This is a genomic window from Bdellovibrionales bacterium (genome assembly GCA_018266295.1).
In the GTDB taxonomy this organism is placed as follows: domain Bacteria; phylum Bdellovibrionota; class Bdellovibrionia; order Bdellovibrionales; family Bdellovibrionaceae; genus JACMRP01.
The window spans coordinates 573,787-593,069 of sequence record JAFEAQ010000011.1 but is presented as its reverse complement, the minus strand read 5'-3'; the positions used below and the strand labels follow the sequence as shown (position 1 = coordinate 593,069).

20 protein-coding genes are annotated in these 19,283 nt (G+C 49.7%); 9 read left to right on the top strand and 11 right to left on the bottom strand.

The window, feature by feature from the left end; all coding sequences use genetic code 11:
• Positions 1–20 precede the first annotated feature (20 nt).
• The 3 genes from JSU04_11590 to JSU04_11580 all read left to right on the top strand — a co-directional run bounded on the left by JSU04_11590 (position 21) and on the right by JSU04_11580 (position 2,213).
• On the top strand, positions 21–545 hold the full coding sequence (locus JSU04_11590; GenBank protein ID MBS1970944.1) for a cysteine hydrolase: 525 nt from the start codon (positions 21–23) through the stop codon (positions 543–545).
• A 67-nt stretch (positions 546–612) separates the two neighbouring features.
• Positions 613–1,833, top strand: coding sequence for a PAS domain-containing sensor histidine kinase (locus tag JSU04_11585; GenBank protein MBS1970943.1), 1,221 nt, complete (start codon positions 613–615; stop codon positions 1,831–1,833).
• A complete protein-coding gene (locus JSU04_11580) occupies positions 1,830–2,213 on the top strand; it encodes a response regulator (GenBank protein ID MBS1970942.1) in 384 nt (127 codons plus the stop codon). Before JSU04_11585 ends, JSU04_11580 begins: the two co-directional genes overlap by 4 nt.
• A 69-nt stretch (positions 2,214–2,282) precedes the next feature.
• Here JSU04_11580 and JSU04_11575 read toward each other — a convergent pair whose 3' ends face one another.
• The 4 genes from JSU04_11575 to JSU04_11560 form a co-directional block, all read right to left on the bottom strand.
• Positions 2,283–2,765, bottom strand: a complete 483-nt coding sequence (locus tag JSU04_11575) for an Hsp20/alpha crystallin family protein (GenBank protein MBS1970941.1) — start codon at positions 2,763–2,765, stop codon at positions 2,283–2,285.
• Between the two features lie 141 nt (positions 2,766–2,906).
• Positions 2,907–3,284 (bottom strand): hypothetical protein, encoded by a 378-nt coding sequence (locus JSU04_11570; protein MBS1970940.1) that lies wholly within the window; start codon positions 3,282–3,284, stop codon positions 2,907–2,909.
• 309 nt (positions 3,285–3,593) lie between these two features.
• Positions 3,594–4,424: an endonuclease/exonuclease/phosphatase family protein gene (locus JSU04_11565; protein MBS1970939.1), complete on the bottom strand. Its 831-nt coding sequence runs from the start codon at positions 4,422–4,424 to the stop codon at positions 3,594–3,596.
• 210 nt (positions 4,425–4,634) lie between these two features.
• On the bottom strand, positions 4,635–5,525 hold the full coding sequence (locus JSU04_11560; GenBank protein MBS1970938.1) for a LysR family transcriptional regulator: 891 nt from the start codon (positions 5,523–5,525) through the stop codon (positions 4,635–4,637).
• 104 nt (positions 5,526–5,629) lie between these two features.
• On the opposite strand from JSU04_11560, the gene JSU04_11555 reads away from it, so the two are divergent.
• Positions 5,630–6,481 carry an SDR family oxidoreductase gene (locus JSU04_11555; GenBank protein ID MBS1970937.1) on the top strand — a complete coding sequence of 284 codons (852 nt, stop codon included), beginning with the start codon at positions 5,630–5,632 and terminating at the stop codon, positions 6,479–6,481.
• Between the two features lie 8 nt (positions 6,482–6,489).
• Here JSU04_11555 and JSU04_11550 read toward each other — a convergent pair whose 3' ends face one another.
• A complete protein-coding gene (locus JSU04_11550) occupies positions 6,490–8,823 on the bottom strand; it encodes a phosphoenolpyruvate carboxylase (GenBank protein ID MBS1970936.1) in 2,334 nt (777 codons plus the stop codon).
• Positions 8,824–8,929: 106 nt separating this feature from the next.
• On the opposite strand from JSU04_11550, the gene JSU04_11545 reads away from it, so the two are divergent.
• Complete coding sequence (locus tag JSU04_11545) at positions 8,930–9,433, top strand: hypothetical protein (protein MBS1970935.1); 504 nt, start codon at positions 8,930–8,932, stop codon at positions 9,431–9,433.
• A 1-nt stretch (position 9,434) separates the two neighbouring features.
• On the opposite strand, the gene JSU04_11540 is transcribed toward JSU04_11545, so the two are convergent.
• Positions 9,435–10,328 (bottom strand): LysR family transcriptional regulator, encoded by an 894-nt coding sequence (locus JSU04_11540; GenBank protein MBS1970934.1) that lies wholly within the window; start codon positions 10,326–10,328, stop codon positions 9,435–9,437.
• A 192-nt stretch (positions 10,329–10,520) separates the two neighbouring features.
• On the opposite strand from JSU04_11540, the gene JSU04_11535 reads away from it, so the two are divergent.
• From JSU04_11535 to JSU04_11525, 3 genes are read left to right on the top strand one after another with little or no spacing between them, the layout of a single operon-like run.
• Positions 10,521–11,567: an NAD(P)-dependent alcohol dehydrogenase gene (locus JSU04_11535; protein MBS1970933.1), complete on the top strand. Its 1,047-nt coding sequence runs from the start codon at positions 10,521–10,523 to the stop codon at positions 11,565–11,567.
• 13 nt (positions 11,568–11,580) lie between these two features.
• Complete coding sequence (locus JSU04_11530; protein ID MBS1970932.1) at positions 11,581–12,561, top strand: aldo/keto reductase; 981 nt, start codon at positions 11,581–11,583, stop codon at positions 12,559–12,561.
• 11 nt (positions 12,562–12,572) lie between these two features.
• Positions 12,573–13,364 (top strand): carboxymuconolactone decarboxylase family protein, encoded by a 792-nt coding sequence (locus JSU04_11525; protein MBS1970931.1) that lies wholly within the window; start codon positions 12,573–12,575, stop codon positions 13,362–13,364.
• A gap of 50 nt (positions 13,365–13,414) precedes the next feature.
• Here JSU04_11525 and JSU04_11520 read toward each other — a convergent pair whose 3' ends face one another.
• The 5 genes from JSU04_11520 to JSU04_11500 form a co-directional block, all read right to left on the bottom strand.
• Positions 13,415–14,785, bottom strand: a complete 1,371-nt coding sequence (locus tag JSU04_11520; protein MBS1970930.1) for a hypothetical protein — start codon at positions 14,783–14,785, stop codon at positions 13,415–13,417.
• Between the two features lie 25 nt (positions 14,786–14,810).
• Positions 14,811–15,875, bottom strand: a complete 1,065-nt coding sequence (locus JSU04_11515; protein MBS1970929.1) for a hypothetical protein — start codon at positions 15,873–15,875, stop codon at positions 14,811–14,813.
• Positions 15,876–16,008: 133 nt separating this feature from the next.
• On the bottom strand, positions 16,009–17,229 hold the full coding sequence (locus JSU04_11510; protein ID MBS1970928.1) for a hypothetical protein: 1,221 nt from the start codon (positions 17,227–17,229) through the stop codon (positions 16,009–16,011).
• Positions 17,226–17,987, bottom strand: a complete 762-nt coding sequence (locus JSU04_11505; GenBank protein ID MBS1970927.1) for a TIGR02147 family protein — start codon at positions 17,985–17,987, stop codon at positions 17,226–17,228. The genes JSU04_11510 and JSU04_11505 overlap by 4 nt, the downstream gene beginning before the upstream one ends.
• Positions 17,988–18,185: 198 nt before the next feature.
• Positions 18,186–18,968: a helix-turn-helix transcriptional regulator gene (locus JSU04_11500; protein MBS1970926.1), complete on the bottom strand. Its 783-nt coding sequence runs from the start codon at positions 18,966–18,968 to the stop codon at positions 18,186–18,188.
• Between the two features lie 111 nt (positions 18,969–19,079).
• Here JSU04_11500 and JSU04_11495 point away from each other — a divergent pair, with 111 nt between their 5' ends.
• Positions 19,080–19,265, top strand: a complete 186-nt coding sequence (locus JSU04_11495; GenBank protein MBS1970925.1) for a hypothetical protein — start codon at positions 19,080–19,082, stop codon at positions 19,263–19,265.
• Positions 19,266–19,283 lie beyond the last annotated feature (18 nt).

Here is a 19,283-nt window from a genome sequence, read left to right as displayed (position 1 = left end):
ATTATTGTTAGGCTCATGGCATGAATAAAGACACTGCTTTGTTATTGATTGATGCCCAGATGAACATGTTTGACCCGAAGAACCCGGTTTTCGAAGCCGAGCAGGTTTTAAGCAGACTGGTGAAGCTTCTTGCTTTGGCTCGCGCCTCGGGAACGCAAGTGGTGTTCATTCAAAATAACGGCGGCATCGGTGAGCCTGACGAGCCCCGTACCGAGGGGTGGCTCCTTCATCCGGAATTCGCGTTACAAAATGGCGATATCATCCTGCAGAAAACTCAGAACGACGCGTTCACTGAGACCGATCTTTTGGACCGTCTTCGCCGTCAAGGCATTCAAAAGTTGATCGTTGCCGGCCTTCAATCAGAATTTTGTATAGCCGCAAACTGTAAAAAGGCTTCTGAACTTGGTTTTGGCGTCACGTTGGTGAGTGACGCTCATAGTACCTACGATCAGCCTGGCGAGACAGCTGCGGACATTCGGGCTCGCATCAATCGTGAACTCGGCGCCGTTGTGACTCTGTGGCGAATTGAGGAGCTCAGCCTTTAAGTCACTTGCCAACTGCAATTTAGTCGAGGAAATATAAATTATACTTTGACGAAAATAAGCGGGGTCTGTGGATAGTTCAATTTCTTGGTTATCGATAGTTTCATGTATGACGACTTTCGTGGCGGTCGCCGTGGCTTGGTTTTTCTACCGCCAGTTGAAGGAGCGCCAGTACACCGATAAACAGATCCAATTCGTTCACGATAATCTAGAGTTTGCATTGCAGTCAGGTCGCATGGGCACCTGGGATATTCATCTCGCAGACGGTTCAGTCAGCTGTTCCAAAGAAATGCTGGATTTGTGGGGCGTCACCGCCCATGAGTATGCCAATCGTCGCTCCATCCTTCAGAGTAAAGTCCATTCCGAAGATGTGGGGCTCATGAATGCCGCGATCAATAATGCGATTGAAGGAAACGGGATTTACGAACTCGCTTATCGTATCTTTCCAGAGCCGGGACAGCTTCGCTGGGTTTTGTCCCGGGGGCGCTGTGCGTTTGCGCCAGGGTCTAGAACTCCCGAGCGCTTTTCCGGAGTCGTTTTTGATATTACCGACAGCAAACTGCGTGAAGAAGCCTTGCAACAGGCGATTCAGGCCCGTGATCAGTTTTTGACAATCGCGGGCCATGAGCTGAAAACGCCGCTGACTAATTTGCATATGCAGATTCAGCTTCGTCAGCGCGATTTACAACGCAATTATCCGTCGTCCTTTACCCCCGAGAAAATCGCCGCGGGCCTTGCTGAGCAGCTTAGCTATGTACGCCGCTTGAATCAGCTCGTGGATAATTTGCTCGACGCCACCCAGATTGCCGAAGGGCGTTTGAAGTTGTCGTATGAGTATTTTGATCTGTGCAAACTTGTTCGCGATGTCGTGGAGCGCTTTCGTGAAGCAACCGAAAATACAAATATTATTCTCGATCTGTCAGAGACAAAGTCCTTATATGGTCACTGGGACTGGTTCCGTCTCGAGCAGGTTTTGTTGAATTTGCTGAGCAATGCTCTCAAATATGGCGATAACAAACCGGTGCATCTTTCTTTAAGACCGGAACAAAACCGGATTTGCATCATCGTAAAAGATCACGGTAAGGGAATTTCACAGGGCGATCAACTGCGGATCTTTGAACGTTTCGAGCGCGCGATTAGCGCAAATGAGGTCAGCGGCATGGGGCTTGGCTTGTATATTTCACAAAGCATTGCCCATCTTCATGGCGGAGAAATCCACCTTAAGAGCGAAGTAGGTGAGGGAGCTGAGTTCTCTGTCATCTTGCCGGTGGAGAAAGAGATGGTTTTATGAGCCTTTCTAAAAAAGCGGTTTTGATTATTGAGGATGAAGCCGCCATTTGCATGTACATGGAAGAAGTTTTTAAAGGCGAGGGGTTTCCGGTTTTGACCGCTGAAAACGGCCGGCTTGCGCTGGAGTTGCTACATCGTCAACAGACCCTGCCGGGGCTGATCTTTCTTGATCTGATGATGCCTGTGATGGATGGACATCGATTTATTCATGAGTTGCAAGAAAATCCCGAGAATGCGCGTTTTAAAGATATTCCCATTGTCGTGGTGACGGCGTCGCAGATGAATGTGCGGGGAAACGTAGTAACAGTTTTACGCAAGCCCGTCGATCTGCAACAGCTTTGTGACTTTGCTGAAAAATACGCGACGATGTCGGTCGGATAGTGGGCTCATGTTTGATAGTAGAATCCCGTGGCCGTTAAGGCCACGGGATGGCATTATGTGAAGTCACTCTCACGAGACCTTCACGTCTTTGAGTTCCTGATTGTTTTTTCTAGAGCTCAATAGTTTTTCAATGAAACCGCCTTGGCCGGTTTGGATGGCGATTTGTCGTGGTTTCGCTGACTCTGCCTTTGGCAGATAAAGCTCGAGAACGCCATTTTCATAGCGCGCTTCTGCTTTGTCGATCTCAAGAGAGGCTGAGAGAGGAAAACTGCGTTTAAAGAAGCCATACTTTTTATGCTCGCCGGAAACGGTCAACATATTATTGACGGCTTCTATTTTGATATCCTCTTTTTTCATGCCAGGAAGATCAACACTGAATAAGATGTGATCGGCGGTCTCATTGATGTCGTATCTCGGAGAAAACGCCCGCTCATCATAGACTGAGGTGAAAGGTGACATACCGAAGTCCGTGAAAAAGCGGTCCATCTCATTCCAGAGTACTGAAGTAAGATCGGCATTTTTCCAATAAGGCGTTAACATTGTAGTTCTCATTTCAAACCTCCTTTGTGAAATAGAGTTCAATAGTTTCTAATAAAAAAATTAGTTCAAAAAATATTTTGTCAAGCTACTAAACCAGTGGCGACGGATAGAAGCGCTGTTAAAACGACAGCAACAAACAAGTTATCCAGTATATTACGCCACGCTGTCTGACGAGTCATAGTACACCTCCTTTATCTGTTGATTGTTCGCTCCACGAGGGAGTTTTTCACGTTCGTAAAAGCGCGATCTGCGCGATTTCCATTGCTCCAGTTGCCGCCGGATCTGACGGAGTATTTGATCCGTTACGTTCTTGAGTTTTCGCCCGGTGGCGGTCGCAAAGAATTTTCCCGCAGACGAGTAGATAGTGACCGTTGCTTTGAACTGATCTTCTCTGCGCATAAAAATCCCTTTGAGGGTGGCTCCATAGGGTGCCTCATCTTGAAGCTCGCTCATGACAAGACTCACGTGTGAGCGAGTAAATTCAGAGGGATGGAATCCCTGATATTGAATAGAAACTTCATCCTTAAACATTCAGACCTCCTTTTAGAAAAAGTTTGTCCTTGGCCTAAGTGATAGACCGAAGTGAATACTAAAAATGAAAGAATGAATATTTATAAGGGCGGTGGAACCGCGAGAAGATGGAATTCGATCTCTTTATGCTGTTTCATAGTCCTCCTCCTTTCGGTTTGTATTTAGAAATGAAACAGAAAATTGAATCTCACTAAAAATTTTGACAATTCTGATTTTAGTGTCAAGTCCCGGCAAGAATTTTTTTTTTGGATTTCGTAAGGCCGAGAGAGAGGTCTGGATGCGGAGCTTCAATCGAGCTCCGCCAGTGTATTAACCTTGCGGTGGAACGATTTCGAGCTCCACGACGAGAGGCAAGTGATCTGAAGTTTGAATATTTTTAAGTGTCTGAGCGGAACGCACTTTGAGGCCGCGAATAAAAATATGGTCGTAAGGATAGATGATCGGAGAACTGTAGTAGTTGTCCATTGGGATGCGCTCGGTTCCGAGGGCCTTGGCGGCTTGAGCAAGGCGGAAGATTCTGCTGTCACTCCAGGTATTGAAATCGCCGGCCATTAAGAGCGGGCCTTTGTGATTTTTTGCCGTATCGATGATTTGCCCCAGCTGAGTGATGAAAGGCCCGTCGCCGACAAAGTTAATCATATGTACATTGATCACAAGCAAAGTCTCGGCGGAACCTTCGATAGCGTATTCCGCCACTAGAGCGGTTTTTGGAGTATTTGAAAAAGGCTCCGTCACGGTTGAAATCAGCGGCGTTTCTTGAAGCGATGCCACCATCGAACCCAAGGCCACGCCGGTATAGCCATGATAATCACTTTCTTTTTGGCTAAAGAAAGAACGCACCAGCGACCAGCGAAGGATGGGCTGAGCTTGGGTCAGATTCGCCGTCCAAAGATCGTTTTCAACCGCTTCCTGGAAAAGGCTGAAGTGAACGCCTTGGCCGATGGTTGCAAAATCTGTGGTTAAAGCCTTGTTCGCCCCTTTATGCACGTTCCAATCAAGAACGCGGAAAACTTTCGGCACCGCCGTGAGCGCCGGCGTTTCGGCGCCGAAATGCGTGAGCGAGTCTATCGCAAACGCGAACGACTGAAATCCAACAAAGAGTAAAATTGAAATAAAATAAGAAATGCGTGCAGTCTTCATAGATGAAGCTCCCCCCGGATCCCAGAGGCTTATCGGGGGGACAAACCCGAGTCAAAACCAAAAGCGATTTTGACCTTCAGCAGCCCATCCTTTATTTGTGACGGATCGACGCGGCTTTGCTCCAATGACGTCATAGCCAATATAAGCGGTCCGAAACGGCCCGTGCGGTATCAAGTTGGCCCATGAAAACGACCCCGGGGCTTTTTTGTTTTACCAGCTCTGACTGCGGGCTTTTTCGGTGAGATAGTCGATAAAGAGCCGCACCTGAGGCGCGATGAACTTTCTGTTGGTAAAAACAATGTGCAGGCCGATCTCTGGCAACTCCCAGTCGGGGAGGATCTGCACCAGGCGCTTTTGCTGAATCTGTTTTTGCACCAGATAGCGCGGTAACATCACGATGCCGAGGCCTTCAGTGACGGCTTCAAGTAAAAGCAAAGTTTCATTCGAACTAAAAGGGCTCGTGAAAGCAAGTTCCTCCGTGCGGCCATCTTTACGAAGAACGAGACGGTGGCTTTTAAAATGATTGTGAGCCACGAGTTTGTGTTTCTTCAGATCTTCGATTTTTTTAATGGTTCCGTGTTCTTTCATATATTCCGGCGAAGCGACGAGGCATGAGCGACATACACCGAGCTGCTTTGAAACAATGCTCGGATCCAAGTTATTAGAAATGCGAATCGCAAAATCAACGTGGGATTCAATCAGGTTGACCGGCCGGTCTGACACGATCATATCGATCGTAATCTCGGGATATTTTTTCAGAAAATCTGTGACGAGCATCTTAAACTGCGACTGGGCAAACGACACACTTGCCGCCACACGGATCGCGCCGCGCGGCTGGGTGGCGCTGGCTTTGGACTTCACCTCGATATCAAAGGCGATATCCTGGATCTGTTTGCATTTTTCTAAGTAAGCTTCGCCGCCGGGAGTGACGGAAACATTGCGCGTGGTTCTTTGCAGCAAGCTCACGCCGGCCCATTCTTCGAGCGCCGTCATGTAGCGGGTCACCATCGGACGAGACATATCGAGATTGTCCGCGGCTTTAGTAAAGCTTCCGGTCTTTGCGACTTCTATAAACACCTGTATTGCAGTTAATCGGTCCATTGTTTCATTATATGCAACAGTGTATTCATTATAAAGGGATATATTGCTACGAAATAAGAAACTATACTGAGGACGAACTAGAAACGTTTAAAAGGAGTTCGTCTATGATTCTCGTCACCGGTGCCACAGGTCAGCTTGGCCAATTAGTCATTCAATCACTACTTAAAAAAGTACCAGCAAATCAAATTATCGCCGCCGTCAGAAACCCGCAAAAAGCTCAGGGCTTAAAAGACCTCGGAGTGCAGGTGCGCGTGGCGGACTACAACAATCCCGAATCTTGGTCCGCGGCTCTTACTGGCGTGGATAAGCTCTTACTGATTTCGGCAAACGAAGTCGGCTCGCGCTTGAAGCAGCATAAGACTGTGATCGATGCCGCGAAAAAATACGGAAAATTAAAACTCATTGCTTACACGAGCATTCTTCGTGCCGACACCTCGAACCTGGTTTTGGCCGAAGAGCACAAAGCCACTGAGCAAATGATTAAAGACAGCGGCATCCCGTATAGCTTCCTCCGTAACGGCTGGTACACCGAGAACTACACGATGTCGGCAAAATCAGCGGTCGAGCACGGCGCTGTTTTCGGAGCTGTGAAAGACGGACGAATCTCGTCAGCGGCTCGTCAGGATTATGCCGAAGCAGCGGCGAAAGTCATGACGATGGAAAAACCAAAAGCGATCTATGAGTTGGCAGGAGATACAAGTTACAGCCTCACGGAGCTTGCGGCTGAAATCGCCAAACAATCCGGAAAATCTGTGAAGTACAACAATCTGCCCGAGGCGGACTACAAGGCCTTTCTGACGAAGGTGGGATTGCCTGAGGGCTTTGCCGGAGTGCTCGCCCAGTCCGATGCGGCAGCGGCGGTGGGCGGTCTTTATCACGAAGGCCACGAGCTCAGCGAGCTCATCGGCAGAAAGACGACGCCCCTTGCGGACGTCGTGAAGGTGTCGCTGAAATAGCATTGAGCTTATCCAGTGGCCATCATGCCACTGGAGATCCCCGCGACGGTGATTCGTAGGAGATTGGCGTCTTTGTTTTTCATTGCAAGGATTTGCAATAAATTGAGCGGATGAATCATGGGTGAGCGAAGCCGGATGGATTCATCCAGCCAGGCACGATGTCTGAGGAAATCTTTTGTACCAAGAACGGCCACGGCACAGCGACAGGCTTTGTCGTGTTCAGCGGAGAAGTCTTGCCAAGCCTGAGTCTTTTCATCGCGGCTGAGCGCACTTTCCTCGAGATACATTTTCCACACAGCTAGCTCTGATTTCGCCAGCGTCAAACCTAGCACATTCATATAAGTTTTAAAAACCGGATGAGTTTTGTAGGCGTGCTTCAGCACCCGGCGCTCTGCGGGACTGGATTCGTCCCAGGCGCTGCCGATGCCCCACCACACCGGGAAGAGAATGCGAGTTTGGGTCCAGCACATGATCCACGGAATCGCGCGAAGGCCCGCGACGGAAACCGAGGTCGAGCGTTTTGTCGGGCGCGAGCCGATTTTAATCAGGCTTAAAAAACTGTAGGGCGTTGCCTTTTCAACCACGCGCAAAAAACCAGCGGAGGCGACTTGCGATTCATAGTGGCGCGCGACTTTTCCGGCGAATTCATCCACCGCTTGGACTTTGATGAGTTTTCTTTTTTCGGCTTTCTTCCACTGACCGGCGTGATAAGCGATCTTTTCAATCTGCCCCCAAGTGATCTCCGAGTTGGCCAGACTGCGCTCAACCATTTCACCTTGAGTAGTGACTTTGTAGTTTTTCAAAGACGATGAAGACCACCACGAGGTTTGCTCTTCGATCGTTCCACCGCCACGATCGCTGCTGCCACCGGAGCCTTGAAAGAATTGCGCTTGGATTTTTTTCTTCCGGCAGAAATCGTCCAGCGCATACATGGTCTCTGCCACTTTGAGGCGACTCGGCAGGACGCCGCTTTCTTTGGAGCTATCCGAATAGCCGAGCATGATCTCGAGATGATTGTTCCAGTATTTTTTTAGCGCATGATGAAGCTCGCGATCTTGCAGTATTTCGCCAGCAATGACGACAGCTTTGTCTTGCGCATGGGCTTGTTCAAAGAGCGGCACGATCGGGAGGTAAAGAGCCCCCAGATTCTTTTTCACAAGAAAGGCCGCCGTTTTCACATGATCTATCGTATCCGCCATGCTGATAATGAATTCACCGACATAATAGCGTGGCTTTCCGCCGCGGGAGATCTGCGCCAGCGTCTTTAACATCCGATCTATGGCAAGGCCACGGCCTGTGGGACTCGACATCAAGAGGTCCGAAGATTCACGGAACTCAAGCGGTACTACCAGGGCCGGAAACATCTCTAGCAGCCCGCGAACTTCCTCGAGTTCCGGATGAACACTGCCGAGGGTTTTCGTGTAGAGCGCTATCAAGCTTTGCAGAGCTTTATCAGCTTTCACCACCCGGCCGCCATCACCACTGCGGACGTGCTCGATGCTGCGAAGAAGTTTGTTGAATTGATGAATGCGGTCTTTAAGTTCCGCGAAGTGCGAACCCTCAAGGATCTGCAAAACCGAATGCAGGCGCTTATGAATAAAAATCAGAATCTTACGGCGTGAAACCTGCAGGCTTTCGCGAAAGACTTTCTCATTCACTCCGGGATGGCCGTCTTTGTCGCCGCCGACCCAACTGCGCACAAAAATCGGCGCAAGCTCGCGGCGCGCCCGGAGCAGGGGACAGAGAGCTTCATCCCGTAGCAGAGTCGAAAAGATATGCTCCGCCTCGTCGCGCACTTGGGGCTTATGCGTACGCACCATCGATGTATCCCAAGCCACTGCAAAGAGATGGCGCAAGATCCTGCGATCATTGTCTTGCAGCTCGGTGTGGGGCCGCGACAGCACCTCAGTGAGAACACCCAGGACATGATGAAAGATCAAAATATTCTGTGGCGCCCGGGCCTCGGTGGGGTGGGCTGTCAGAACGAAGATAATAGATTCAGGTTTGTTTTCAGAAAGAAGCGGCTGAGTCAGCGTGCGTTCACGAATGCGGAAGCTCCGATAAGCATTCTCACAGGTGTTCATCACTTCAAGCATCAGCGCAAAGGCCTGGGCGATTTCGAGTTTTTCCTGGGCGCTGACTTTTGCAAGCTGCTGATAGGTGCGCTGAAGCGTTTTAAACTCGGTGGCTCGCTCACGGCCGCGCAGGGACTCCATGGTTTGGCGGAGCTTCTCGATGCGCTGAAATTTCTGCGGGCCGACCTTCTGCTGTAAGACCTCGCCGAAGAGGGCGACGGTTTCTTTCACGAGATGTCGTAACACAGGGGATAGATCGGCAATCATAGGACCTCCATTCATTTTATAACGCCGAGGTGCGGAGGCCGTCATGCGAAGTTTTTTGGATAGCTCTGGTCCAGGGAGTTTGCTAGATTCTTTCTGGGAAGAAACTATGAACGAGATTTTAGACAACCTCTACTGGATTGAAGAACTTTTGCCGCCGGGGCTCGAGGCCATCCCTAAGCATGGTGGTATGGCGTATTTCATGGATCAGAAAATGGTTCTCATTTTGGTCGAGGAACGCAATGGCACCAATGAACACAAGGGTGTCGTCTATCCTTTTGAAATCTGGAATGGTGCGATCTTTCCGATTGAGTATAAAAAACAAAGTGCCTTTTTCCTGAAGTACTCGTTCTTAGAAAATCATCCGGCGAACAGAGACTGGCTCTATATTCCGGCCAACACCGATTCCTTCGAAGAAGAAGTCCGTCAGATGATTCGCGAGATCAATAAGCACAATCCGCTGCTGGGAACTCCGGTGAAATTCAAAGCTCCACCAAAAGAAAAGACGGCGGAGGCAAAACCGAAAAAGAAAGCGGCCCCCAAAGCGGTGAAGACCGATAAAAAACGCGAGAATAAATTTCTTCTCGCGATGGTGAGTAAACCTAAAAAATAAATTAGCGGCTTTGCGCTTTGATGTGATCGATAAAGGCGCGCAGTTTTGGTAACATTTGCTCGCGATTCGGATAATACAGGTAAAACCCTTCGCTCTCAGCGGCATACGGACTGAGAATAACTTCGAGCTTTCCGGACTTCACTTTGTCGCGAATGATGTCTTCACTGGCATAGATAACCCCATGACCATCGACTGCGGCATCCACCATTAAAAGAGAATCACTGAAAATCAGCGAGCCCTTCACTTGCACTTGGAAGTCTTTGCCTTTGTGTTCAAACTCCCAGCGGTCATAGAGGCCACTGCCCAGACGGATGCGAATGCAGTTGTGACTGAGAAGATCCTTCGGGTGCTTGGGCCGTCCCACTTTATCGAGGTATTTGGGCGAGGCCGCGGTGATAAACTTCACCGGTCCATAAAGTTTGGTTGCGACCATGTCCTTGGCTAAAATATCAGACAGGCGAATGCCGGCATCAAAGCCCTGCTCAAACACATCCGAAGCGACGTCTTCAAAGAAGAGCTCCAAAGTGACGTCGGGATATTTTTTTGTGAAGCTTGAAATAATCGGCGCAAGATACACCGGATAAATCGCCCGTGGCATATTTAAACGGAGCAGCCCCGAGGGTTTTGTCCCCAGAGTGCTGATCTCATCCATCGTCACAAGGATTTGCTCAAGCGCGGGCCCCATTTGCGTTAGAAATCTTTGACCCGCTTCCGTGAGGCTCGTCGTACGAGTCGTCCGCACCAGCAGAGTGACGCCGAGTTTGCTTTCAAGCTGGCGGATCATCTGACTGACCGCGGAGGGCGAAACATCGAGTTCTGCAGCCGCACTTGAGAAGTTTCTTTTTTCAGCGACGAGTTTGAGGGCGATCAGCCCATTTAAGCGATCTTTATCCATTTTGAGCACCTCTTAGGTCTTTTGTACTCCAAACCCCAGAGGAGCGTAACAATAATATTAATTTAAACGTCGCAATGCGGGACCATTATGAAGCTGAGCTTCAAAGTACGTGAAGCCAGAGGGCGTATTTCTTAGAAGATCTTCGGCGTATGCTTTGGGAATCGAATCCTTTCCACCCAGGAGTAAATCATGATCCAAGCAAAAGGCATGGCAGCCCCAAAAGCAAAGGCGCCTCTGACACCGTATTCATTCGAGAGACGCGATCCAAAACCACACGACGTGGTGATCGATATTAAGTACTGTGGCATTTGCCACTCAGACATTCACATGACTCGCGATGAGTGGGGATTTGGTTCTGCCTTCCCGATGGTGCCTGGTCATGAAATTGCGGGTGTCGTCCGTGCCGTCGGTTCGAGTGTCAAAAAATATAAAGTCGGTGATCATGTAGGCGTTGGTTGCATGGTGGATTCTTGCCGTGAGTGTGACCATTGCAAGCAAGAACTTGAACAGTACTGCATCCCCGGTAACACCATGACTTATGGTTCGCAGGAGCGAGACGGCTCGGCAATCACGCAAGGCGGATACTCGAATGTGATTGTTGTGAATGAGGACTTCGTTTTGAGAATTCCGGACTCTTTGCCACTGGAGAAGGCGGCGCCCCTTTTGTGTGCGGGCATTACTTTGTATTCGCCACTGACTCACTGGAAGGCGGGACCAGGCAAAAAAGTCGGCATCATGGGCCTCGGTGGTCTTGGTCATATGGGAGTCAAAATCGCAGCCGCCCTGGGAACTGAAGTGACAGTACTGAGTCATTCCGAAAGCAAGCGTGAAGATGCTCAGAAATTGGGGGCCCACAAATTTCTTCTGACAAAAACTCCCGACGTGTTTCAGCAGAATGCGCTGACTTTTGACTTGATCATTAACACGGTCTCATCGTCAGAGCTTGATATGGCTAGTTATTTCAGTTTGCTTAAGATGGATGGAACGATGGTCTCCGTTGGCGCGCCCGAGAAGCCGCTTTCGATTCATCCGTTTCCGCTCATTATGATGAGAAGAAATTATGCGGGGTCGGTGATTGGTTCTATTAAAGAGACGCAAGAAATGCTGGATTTCTGCGCCGAACATAAGATCACTCCGGAAATCGAAGTGATCAAACCGAGCCTCGTCAACGAAGCTTACGAGCGCGTGCTGAAAAGCGATGTTCGTTATCGTTTCGTGATGGATATGGGGCAAATTTAACAAGGAGCAGAGTATGCAAAAGCGAAAATTAGGAAAATCCGGTCTTGAAGTTTCTGCCATCGGCTTTGGCTGTATGGGCCTCAGCTTTGGCTATGCCGAAAAACTCGAAAAAGCAGATGCGATCAAAGTGATTCAAGCTGCTTACAATGAAGGTGTCACGTTCTTTGATACCGCCGAGGTGTATGGACCTTTTGTGAATGAAGAAGTCGTAGGTGAAGCCCTTGCCCCCTATAAAGGCAAAGTCGTCATTGCGACAAAATTCGGATTTAAACATGATGCTTGGAGTGAAACCGACAGCCGACCGGAGCAAATCCGCAAGGTGTGCGAGGCCTCATTAAAGCGCCTTCGCGTTGATGCGATTGATTTATTTTATCAGCACCGAGTGGATAAAAACGTGCCGATGGAAGATGTCGCGGGAACTGTTCGCGATCTCATCAAAGAGGGCAAAGTAAAACACTTTGGTCTTTCTGAAGCAGGCGTTGCCAATATCCGTAAAGCCCATGCGGTGCAATCGGTGACAGCGCTTCAGAGCGAGTACTCTCTCTGGTGGCGTGAACCTGAAGAGAAGATCCTGCCGGTTCTTGAAGAGCTTGGCATTGGCTTTGTGCCGTTTAGTCCTCTCGGTAAAGGTTTCCTGACAGGAAAAATGTCGGCTGATACGAAGTTCGGTACGGGGGACTTCCGCAATATCGTTCCGCGCTTTCAGCCCGAGAACCTTGCCGTGAACCACGCCTTTGTTGATTTGCTGGGACGAGTAGCAGCAGAAAAGAAAGCGACGACAGCGCAAGTGGCTTTGGCGTGGGTCTTGGCACAAAAGCCATGGATCGTGCCGATTCCTGGAACGACAAAGATCTCTCGCGTGAAAGAAAACACGGCAGCCATCAATGTCGTACTCAGTCCTACAGAGCTTGAGGCCATTAACACAGCGGCTGCAAAACTCGAAGTGAAGGGCGAACGTTACCCAGAGAATTTACAAAAACGCATTGACCGTTAGGTAGGTGAGCTATGAGTTCAAGTCCACGTCCCAGTGAGCAGCTGACAGCGGCTGCTCACAGAAATCACGAAGCAATGTTTCCAAACTATAAGTCGGTTTTGAAAGAAACGGATCCTGAGTTGATTGCGATTTTCGATAACTGGGCTTTTGATGATGTTCTTGAACTCAGCCAAATCGACGAGCAGACGCGGATCATGGTGATAGTCGCTTCAACCATTGGCAGCGGGGCTCTGTCTGAGTACAAAATCATGATAGGGGCGGCACTCAATGCGGGTGTCACTCCGGTTGCCATCAAAGAGATTCTCTATCAAGCAACCGCCTACGTTGGCATGGCGAAGGCTTTTGATTTCTTGCATGCGACGAATGAGATTTTTGCTAATAGAAAAATTCAGCTGCCAATCGAAGGACAATCAACGACGACGCGTGAAACACGATTTGATAAAGGTCTTGCGACACAAAAAGAGATCTTCGGGTCGTCGGCGATTGATCAAATGTATGTGAATTCGCCCAGAGACCTTATGCACATTCAAAGATTTCTATCAGGGCATTGCTTCGGAGATTTCTATACGCGTAAAGGCTTAGACCTTAAACACCGTGAGCTTGTGACTTTAGCAATTCTTATTGCGATGGGCGGGACTGAAGGGCAAATCAAAGGGCATGTTCGCGGTAATCTCAACGTCGGCAATGACCGGGGAGTCCTGCTGAACGTGATCACTCAGCTTCTGCCGTGGGTGGGATATCCGAGAACTCTGAATGCCATTACTTGTGTCAATGAATTGGCTCCGAGCATAGACCCTGGGTGAAAAGATCCATAAGCGGGCGCCACCATGGCAACCCGCATATGGAGGGAGCGCTATTTGATTGCGTCGTTCAGAATATTAAAGAGCGGCGTCTTCGTCGACGGCACCATCTCTTCAGCATAGTACCACCAGAAGTAACCACCGATATAGCTTGCAGGCATTTGCGTGGTTTTCGCCATCGGATAGAATTGCTTGATCAGGTTCACTTCATAGGCCGAGCCATTTTGGGGGCTTTCGGTACCGATCTCGCCAAAGCCCACTTTTGAATTCGGAAAAATCTCTGCGAGCTTGGCATAGATCTGAGACCAATTCGGTTGAATATCGTTGCATTGCTGCGGATACCAACTAATCAGAGCATAAGTCAGACCTAGGCGAACTTTTTCGTTTTCTGGATTGCGCTGCTCAGGTGGCAAGTCCAGCTGGAAGTTGGTGCGAATCCAAGTGAACATATCATTGCCAGTGTTGGCTTTATCGATACAGTTTTTCGCATCCGTGGGTTCGCCTTCATAGAAGAAAGTCACAGCCGTAGCGCCTTTGGCGGCCGTCACAATATTATAAGCCGCGCGGATTTGTGCTTGAGTATTTGCGCTGAGCCAGCCACCGTTGACTTCGTTACCGATTTCCCAAATGTCGACTTGACTGCTCATCGCATCGACATAGCTTTGGGTGCGCTGCTGATACTGAGCTACCGTGAGTTTACCCATTTCTGTCGAATCAAGAATCTGTCCCATGATATATGAGACCGAACGCAGTTTTTGAACCGGACCGGTGTAATAAGACGGATTCACGCCGCCATCAAACACCACACGTGTCGTTGGCATTTGCGCCAGCGATTGCAACGATGTTACTTGGGCTGAGACATTCGACACGTCATCAAGAGTCACGCCATAAAGCGGTGAGGGGACCGAGCGTCCTGCTGTGACCGGAGCGGCAGGAGTAGGAGTAGATGCGGGAGTTGGCGTCGGCGCCGGCGTCGCCACAGGAGCCGGAGTTGCCGTCGGTGCCGGTGTCATCGATGGAGCCGGCGTCGGTGCTGCCGAGCTGAGAATATTGGCCGATTGGCGATCATCCATGTAATTCATCGTCGCGACGATCACTGTTTGTGCGCCTGCCGTGAGGCCTTTAAAATAAAAGTTAGCTTGGCTCTTTCCTGAGCGCAGGGTGATTTTTGAAACGGCGATGGAGCAGGTTGCATCGGCATAAAACTTGAGCGATTTACTCGAACCTGTGAAATAAATCAGAGTGTCCTTAGTAACGGCCGTCGCAACCGAGGCACTGCTTTGTGACTGAACGTTGACTGCGCCGGAACATTGCCCCAGCGGGATTGACTGTGCTTTAGACAGGATCACCATTTTAGAAACTTTGGCTGCAGAAGCCGTGCTAGCACTGGCAAGCAGAGCTAAAGTGAAAATCAGTTGCTTCATCGAAGGTCCCCCTCAGTTGTAAGATCTAGTAAGAATAATATTTAATAACGATCACGCCAGGTGCACCGTTGCCGCCGGTTCCTTTAGTCGAACCGACACCGCCGCCACCACCACCACCGGCTCCGTAGTTTCCTCCGGCGCCGCCCGCTCCATCGGTGCCGTTGGTGCCGCCACCGCCACCTCCGCCGCCGCCGCTTCCTGCCGTTGCAAGAAGGTCCGTGCCTGCGCCTCCTGCGCCGCCGGCATACCCAGTCGAAGCGCCATTCCAGACGCCGTAGCCACCGCCACCGCCGCCGCCATTCGTGCCGGCACTGCCGGTTTTAGTGACCGAGGTTCCGCCCGCTCCATTGCCAGAGCCTGCTTGATTTTTTCCTCCAGCGGCGCCGTTGTCGTTGGTGGCGGTACTGCCATTCGTGCCTCCGCCGTTACCGCCGCCACCGCCCGCACCTTCGCCGCTGCTGACTCCTTGGCCGCCGTTACCGCCATTGCCAAGGGGCCCGGCCGCTCCGCCGCCGCCACCGCCACCATCTGTGGTGGTGCCCGAGGTGAGAATTTCATTTCCGCCGCTGCCGCCTGAATAGGCGAGTGTGCCGACACTGCTGGCGGCACTTCCGCCGGCTCCGCCGCCACTGGTGCCATTTGCAAGAAGTGCGAAGCCTCCGCCACCGCCTTTAGCCAGGACAGTCGATGTCGTACCAAACCATGTGTCGCCACCGGCACCGCCTGTGTTTGCGCCGGCAGCGGAGCCCGCAGCGCCATTGCCGCCGCTACCGATTTGGTAGGAAACAAGATTTCCAGGAGTGAGTCCAATATTATTGACTTTGGCGTAAGCTCCGCCGCCGCCGCCACCTGCGCCGCCATCGACATTGCCGCCGCCGCCGCCACCGCCACCACCGATGCATTCGATGGAGTTATTGCCGTTGTTCCAGTCCGTAGGAACTGTCCAAGAGGTTCCCGACGTCAAAGTAACTGTATGGAGAACTTGCGGACGCCAGAAGGCCATGGGAATCATCGCCGCCGAGGAGTCGACAGCAACAAAGAGGGCGCACAAGGTGATGTACAGAGGAAGTAAACTTGTTTTAGTGATCATGCATCTAGGATAGCTAGAAACATTTTAGAGAGAAGGGACTGACTCAATTCTAGACAGTGGTTTCGTACCAGGCAGATTTGCGGGGAACGAAAAGCTCCGCTCGGGGAGCGGAACTCTTGATAACGAGCGAAACTTAATGAGCGGCTGTCTGAATATCACCGTCAGGAGTGAGCATCACGCGGCCATATTGCGGAACAAAACTCTGCCACTGACTTTGCTGATTTTTTTCGTAAAACCAATGCTTCGTGGTGCTGGTTTCGACCATTGAGGGCAGGCCATTTTCATAGAACGTCACGGAAGCAAAACTCGGTTTCTCGAACAGCATCCCGCTGATATGAACTTTTGAAGACCAGTATCTAAAAATCGCAGCCTGACTATTCTCGGTAAATATATTGTAAATATGTCCGGCATCGTCATAGGTAAAAGTAGAACCAAAGCTGAATCCGCTGACGTCACCTGACTTAAAGCTATAGGCCACGTCGCCGCAGCCAATATGTATAGTCGCGATATTGCCGGACTCAAAGAAGTAGATACTGTGCTCGTCGGTGATGGCTTTGTGACAAGTGATTTCGTCTTTGCTCACACCCGGAAGAAAGAAATGGTTTGCTAACGTCGCTTTTGCAACTTTACCGTTTGTATGAAATTCGATGTCCTGCACGATCTTTTGAGGTTTGTCTGCGTTCCAGACGAAGAGAACAACGGGCTCTGCTTGAACCACGACTTCTTGGTAACCAATGGCGCGCATCTCAACGATATATTCCTGCAGGCTCAATCGAGCTATTTTCGTTGAGTGAACTAGGGCATTGAAATATCGAACTCCCGAAGAGGTGCGGAAGTTGTTTTGAGCAAAGCGGCCTTCACGGTACATAAATTCATGAATCAGCAAGCCCGCACGATTTTCTTCATCAAGATGGCTCCAAAGATCTTGATTCACCATATAGCGCACACCATCCGGAGTTGGAATATCGTATTGAACGACGATCTGGCGCAGAGTGCATCCGGCCGGGGGAGCTTTGAAGCCTTCGTCAGGAATGTCGGTGAAATCGCTGTTAGGAACAAAACGCGCTTCAGCCATGAAGCTTGCCATGTATCCTCGGTAAAGAGCCGCACGGGTCGCATCGATTCCTTCGAGTGCTTTCATCCTTTGTTCAAAAATGTCAGCTAGCGCCGTGCCCTGTGGCGGTACCAGGTCTAGACGATGAAGAGCTTTGGCCTCGTAGAGATCCAGTAGTTCGTAGCTGCTGGAATCGCCGGTTCCACAGACAATGACATCGCCGCCGTTTTCTTTTTCGTCACCGATGGCCCAGGCGTGGCAAAAGGACAGAGTGAGAATTGCCAAAACCAGAGTTTTCATAATCTTTTTCCTTCGTTCGATTGTAATTTGGTCACAGGGTAAAGTTGAATATTCAGATTATAAACTTCATCTTTTGGCCCTGTTTCCATCAGGAGGCACAGGTTACGGCGAAACTTGCGGATCAATTTGCGAGCTTCCTCGATCTTAGCGGTATTTATTGGCATCGTAATCGAAGTGTAGGAGCGGGCCGACAGAGGAGTTTTCTCTAACATTTCGATGGCCTTCAAAAGGTCTTTTTTATGAGCCTCAACAATATAGCGACTTGGAATTTCTCGCGTGGTGGAAATGCTGTTGTGATTTCGTATCCACTCGCCTTGGCGAGAGATAATCAAATCTAAATCCATCATCACTTTTACCGATTTTTTAACTTGGCTCTCGGGAATAGCCAAGCGTTCGGCGATCCAGGCTACATCGCTACGAAAATCTTTGGTTTTCATCAGATTCAAAATGGCATAGTTTTCCCAGTCGGTGATCATGCTGAACTCATTCTCGGCGAGGATTTTTTGTTTGCCGAACTTGCGTGAACGGGTCGTGACGGCAGCAAAGAGGGCTTTTCTTTCCTCTTCTTTCAAATGAAGACCCGCAGCGATCTTTTCTGCATAGAAATCACTGAGCGCACGTTTGCCCTTCATCAGGTCGCCGAGAGCTCCCGGGGAAATACCAATCTTTGCGGCCAGCGAGCGCATTGAAAAACGGGTGTTTTTCGTCTGAATGTCTTTGAGTTTCTTTTTAAGCAATACTTCCAACGGACTGGTCATGATAAGAATCCCCCTGCGAAATCTTTGCGTTAACGGAAAAGCGCGGCAAATAGTTTCTGCCGTACCAGAGAAATATTTGTGGAATATTTGGTGTCTACGTTCTCCTGAGCGCAGGAGAACGTGGCAAAAGTGTATCTTTTATTTCCGATACTCTGTTCGATTTACTTCAAAGCTCCACATTTGTTAGCGCTATAAAATTCACCGAGAACTCGAGAAGGGCCCTGATTTTGAGTTTTCAACATTCCAGACCGAGAATTGATCCAGTTGCAGAATCCCTGAAACCGCCGCGGCCTTGTTGCTTTTGGCGTTGATTTCCATAAGGGACAGATTTTGATACTTCTTTAAAATCTCCATCAGGTCCCGCGAAAAGTCTTTTTTGTGATTGGCGGTGAGTAAAAACTCAAAGGGCTTGCACAGGGAGCCGGTCTCTTCGTTGTAGGTCGAGGATTTATAATTGCTGGCGATATAGCTAAAAATCGATTGCAGATTCATTTGGTAGTAGGCCTTTTGCAGAAGACCATCTTCGCGCCATTTAAACGGAAAGCGCGCCAGCAATGAAATCCGGTCCCGCGACATGAGCTGAATCAATTCGACCTCTTCGAGGCGGCGCAATTTTTTGCGCAGGTCAGATTCTTTTAAATTCAATTCGCTCTTTAGCTGAGTGAAATTAAGACCCATGAGGATGGATCTAAATAGCATCATGTAACTCAAATCACCGGCAAAGAGCTTTTCTTGTTCTTCGGAAAACAAGTAGGCCTCTTGAGTGTTCTGCTTGCTTATTTCGATGAGTTCATAAAACGAAGTCCCCAGGCACGAGGCAATTTCACTGAGTTCTGAGATGCTGAGTTCTCCTTTATTCAAGCGTCGTTTGACAGTGGCAGTTGATACGCGAAGAGTTTTCGCCAAATCGTTATACTGGATGCCTTGCTGTTTCATCAGGCCTTTGAGGCTGTTTTTGATTTTTGCTTCTTCGATCTTCATAAAAGGGCCTCATTCTGGGGTCCGGAGGGTCAAAATTTGACCCTTTCATAAAACGGGTTCATGAAGGGGTCAAAGTGAATTATTCCTGTTTTTATCAAAAGGGGGATTTTTATGACAAAAATGATTCTAGCAGTGATGGCATCGATCTTGGTCGGTCAGGCTGCAAGCGCAGCCTGCAATCCATGTGTTTGCAGTAAGCCGAAGCCAGCAGAGTGCGGTGGCGGCAATGGCGGCATTGGCAGCGGCGATCCTATTGCGATCGTCCATCAGATCCTTGCAGGAACTCTTGCAAAGTAGTGCTTTCTAAAGAGCCGG